Annotated in this window: 2 protein-coding genes; one reads left to right on the plus strand and one right to left on the minus strand. The window is 72.1% G+C overall.

Annotated features, from left to right (window positions below; genetic code table 11):
- The first annotated feature begins 417 nt into the window (after window positions 1-417).
- Window positions 418-1,734, plus strand: coding sequence for a GAF domain-containing protein (locus SSOG_RS05155; RefSeq protein ID WP_009713151.1), 1,317 nt, complete (start codon window positions 418-420; stop codon window positions 1,732-1,734).
- 3 nt (window positions 1,735-1,737) lie between these two features.
- Here SSOG_RS05155 and aspA read toward each other — a convergent pair whose 3' ends face one another.
- Window positions 1,738-3,141 (minus strand): aspartate ammonia-lyase, encoded by a 1,404-nt coding sequence (gene aspA, locus SSOG_RS05160; protein WP_009713152.1) that lies wholly within the window; start codon window positions 3,139-3,141, stop codon window positions 1,738-1,740.
- Window positions 3,142-3,143 lie beyond the last annotated feature (2 nt).

Raw genomic sequence — 3,143 nt, forward strand, 5'->3', positions numbered from 1 at the left:
CCAACGCCATCCGGCACGCCAAGGCGCCCCATCCAGCTGCGGCTAAAACCAAAAAAAACACGATAATCTCCCCCCCAACAAAAAAGGCAGCGGCACCGCCCCGCATCTGCGCCGGGCCCGCGGAGGAGGTCGAGGGCCCCCCGCGGCCTACTGCTGGTGGCCCAGCTGCGCTGTGCTGGGGCACCCGGCAGACCGGCACCGGCAAGACGATCTGGGCGGAGCAGTCCCTGTCCGCCGCCGACGGCTGTCCGCCCGCGCACGCCTCGGGTCCGTGACGACCGGCCGCCTTCACTACAATCGGCGGCAAGAAGCCCTGTTCGTTGCGGACTTGAGGCTGCACCATGGCATTCGGCGTCAGGCGGACGCCGCGGCCCGCCGCCGTGGCGGGCCCCGCGGCGGAACGAAAGGCCGCAATCCATGCGAACTGAAGCCACGCGCCCTGCCGACTCCCTGGCGGCGCTGAGCCCCGCCGAGTCGGCCCGGCTGATGGCGGTCATGCGGGACGCCGCGCTGAGCCGCGGCCGGCTCCCGCTGCCCGCGCGCCCGGTGATCGGCCAGTCCTGGGACCGGATGCTGCGGCTGGGCCTGGACCCGGACCGCGGCCACGACCGGGGGCTGCTCAGCCTGGACGAACTGGAGCGGCGACGGCAGGCGACCCGGCTGGCGGATGTGCTGCCCACCCTGCACAGCGGGCTGCTGGAGGCGGCGGAAGCGGCCGGGCACATCATGATCATCGCGGACGCGGACGGCCGGGTGCTCTGGATCGACGGTCACCGCGGCATCCGCCGGCACGCGGAGGGGATCGCCCTCACCGAGGGCGCGCACTGGGCCGAGGAGACGGCCGGGACCAGCGGGATCGGCACCGCGCTGGCCGTCCGGGCGCCGGTGCGGGTGCACTCCGCGGAGCACTTCGTCCGCGCCTTCCACACCTGGAGCTGCGCCGCCGCGCCGGTACGCGACCCCCGGGACGGGCAGCTGCTCGGCGTCATCGACATCAGCGGCCCCGCCCCGACGGCCCACCCCACCGTGCTCTCCCTGGTCACGGCCACCGCCCGGTGGGCCGAGGGCGAACTGCGGCTGGCCCACAGCCGCGAACTGGACGCACTGCGCGCCCTCGCCGCGCCCGTCCTCGCGCGCATCCCGGGCAAGGCCGCCGTGGTGGACCGGCACGGCTGGGTCGCCGCCGTCACCGGCATCAGCCCGCGGGACCACCGGCTGCCGCTGCCGAAGGCGGCGCGGGAGGCTCCGTACGGGCCGGTCTGGCTGCCGTCGCTGGGCACCTGCGCGGTGGAACCGCTGCCCGGCGGCCATCTGCTGCGGGTGCTCGACGGCGAGGACGGCGACCCGGCGGCGCCCGCCGGGCCGGGGCACCTGGTGCTGGACGTACGCCATCCGCATCACTGGTCGCTGACCTTCTCGGGCCCCTCCGGCGCCTGGACGCACGGGCTCAGCGCCCGCCACGCCGAACTGCTGCTGGTGCTCGCCGCGCACCCCGAGGGGCGCACCGCGGCGCAGCTCGCCCACGACCTGTTCGGCGACCCGACGCGGACGGTCACCGTGCGGGCGGCGATGTCCCGGCTGCGCGGACGGCTCGGGGCGGTGCTCACGCACCGCCCCTACCGGTTCGCGGACGGGATCCGCGTCGAGGTGCGGAGTCCGGACCGGCGGCAGGACCTCCTGCCGTTCAGCGTGGCCCCCGCGATCACCCGTCTGCGATCAGAACCCCTGTTCTAGGGTTCAGCGCGTGCCCGCGACCTCCTCCGGGCTGAGTACCTGGGCGAGGCGTTCGGCGGGCAGCAGGCCCTTCTCCAGGACGAGTTCGGCGACGCCACGCCCGGTGGCGAGCGCCTCCTTGGCGATGCTGGTGGCCGCGCTGTAGCCGATGTACGGGTTGAGGGCGGTGACCAGGCCGATGGAGTTCTCGACGGTGGCGCGCAGCTCGTCGGCGTTGGCGGTGATGCCCGCGACGCAGCGGTCGGCCAGCACCAGGCAGGCGGCCCGCAGATGGGTGACGCTCTCCGAGAGGGAGTGCAGGATGATCGGCTCGAAGGCATTCAGCTGGAGCTGCCCGGCCTCGGCGGCCATCGTGATGGCCACATCGTTGCCGATCACCTCGAAGGCCACCTGGTTGACGACCTCAGGAATGACCGGGTTGACCTTGCCGGGCATGATGCTCGAACCCGCCTGCACCGGCGGCAGATTGATCTCATTCAGCCCGGCCCGCGGACCGGAGGAGAGCAGCCGCAGATCGTTGCAGCTCTTGGACAGCTTGACGGCGATCCGCTTGAGAACACCGGACAGATGGACGAACGCGCCACAGTCCTGGGTGGCCTCGACCAGATTGGCCGCGGTGATCAGCGGCAGCCCGGTGATGTCCTCCAAGTGGCCGCGGGCGGCTTCCGCGTAGCCCTTGGGGGCGTTGAGGCCGGTGCCGATCGCGGTCGCCCCGAGGTTGATCTCGTGCACCAGACCGGAGGCCTCCAGCAACCGGCTCTGGTCCTCCTCCAGCATCACCGCGTACGAGGAGAACTCCTGCCCCAGCGTCATCGGCACCGCGTCCTGAAGCTGGGTGCGCCCCATCTTCAGGATCTCGCGGAACTCCTCGGCCTTCGCGGCGAAAGCCAGGCGCAGCGTCTCCATGGCCGAGTGCAGCTCGCGGACGGCGATGATCGTGGAGACGTTGACGGCGGTCGGGTAGACGTCGTTGGTGGACTGGCTGAGGTTGACGTCCTCGTTGGGGTGGAGGATGCCGTACTCGCCCTTTTCGTGGCCCAGCATCTCCAGCGCCCGGTTGGCGATGACCTCGTTGGCGTTCATGTTGGTCGAGGTCCCGGCGCCGCCCTGGATGACGTCCACGGTGAACTGGTCGTGCAGTTCACCGCGGCGTATCTCCTGGCAGGCGGCGGCGATGGCGTCGGCCTTGAGCGAGGAGAGCAGGCCCAGGTCCTCGTTGGCGCGGGCCGCGGCCTCCTTGACGGCCGCCAGGGCGTTGATGAGGTGCGGGTAGGCGGAGATGGAGGTGCCGGTGATGGGGAAGTTCTCGGAGGCCCGCAGGGTGTGGATGCCCCAGTACGCGTCGGCGGGGACGTCGCGGTCGCCGAGGAGGTCGTGTTCGCGGCGGTAGCCGGAGTCAGCGGTCATGG

Source organism: Streptomyces himastatinicus ATCC 53653, assembly GCF_000158915.1.
Lineage (GTDB): Bacteria > Actinomycetota > Actinomycetes > Streptomycetales > Streptomycetaceae > Streptomyces > Streptomyces himastatinicus.

What these genes read in the sequence shown, in the direction of transcription:
- aspA (WP_009713152.1), bottom strand. Translation starts at nt 3,141, where the DNA reads ATGACCGCTGACTCCGGCTACCGCCGCGAACACGACCTCCTCGGCGAC.
- SSOG_RS05155 (WP_009713151.1), top strand. Translation starts at nt 418, where the DNA reads ATGCGAACTGAAGCCACGCGCCCTGCCGACTCCCTGGCGGCGCTGAGC.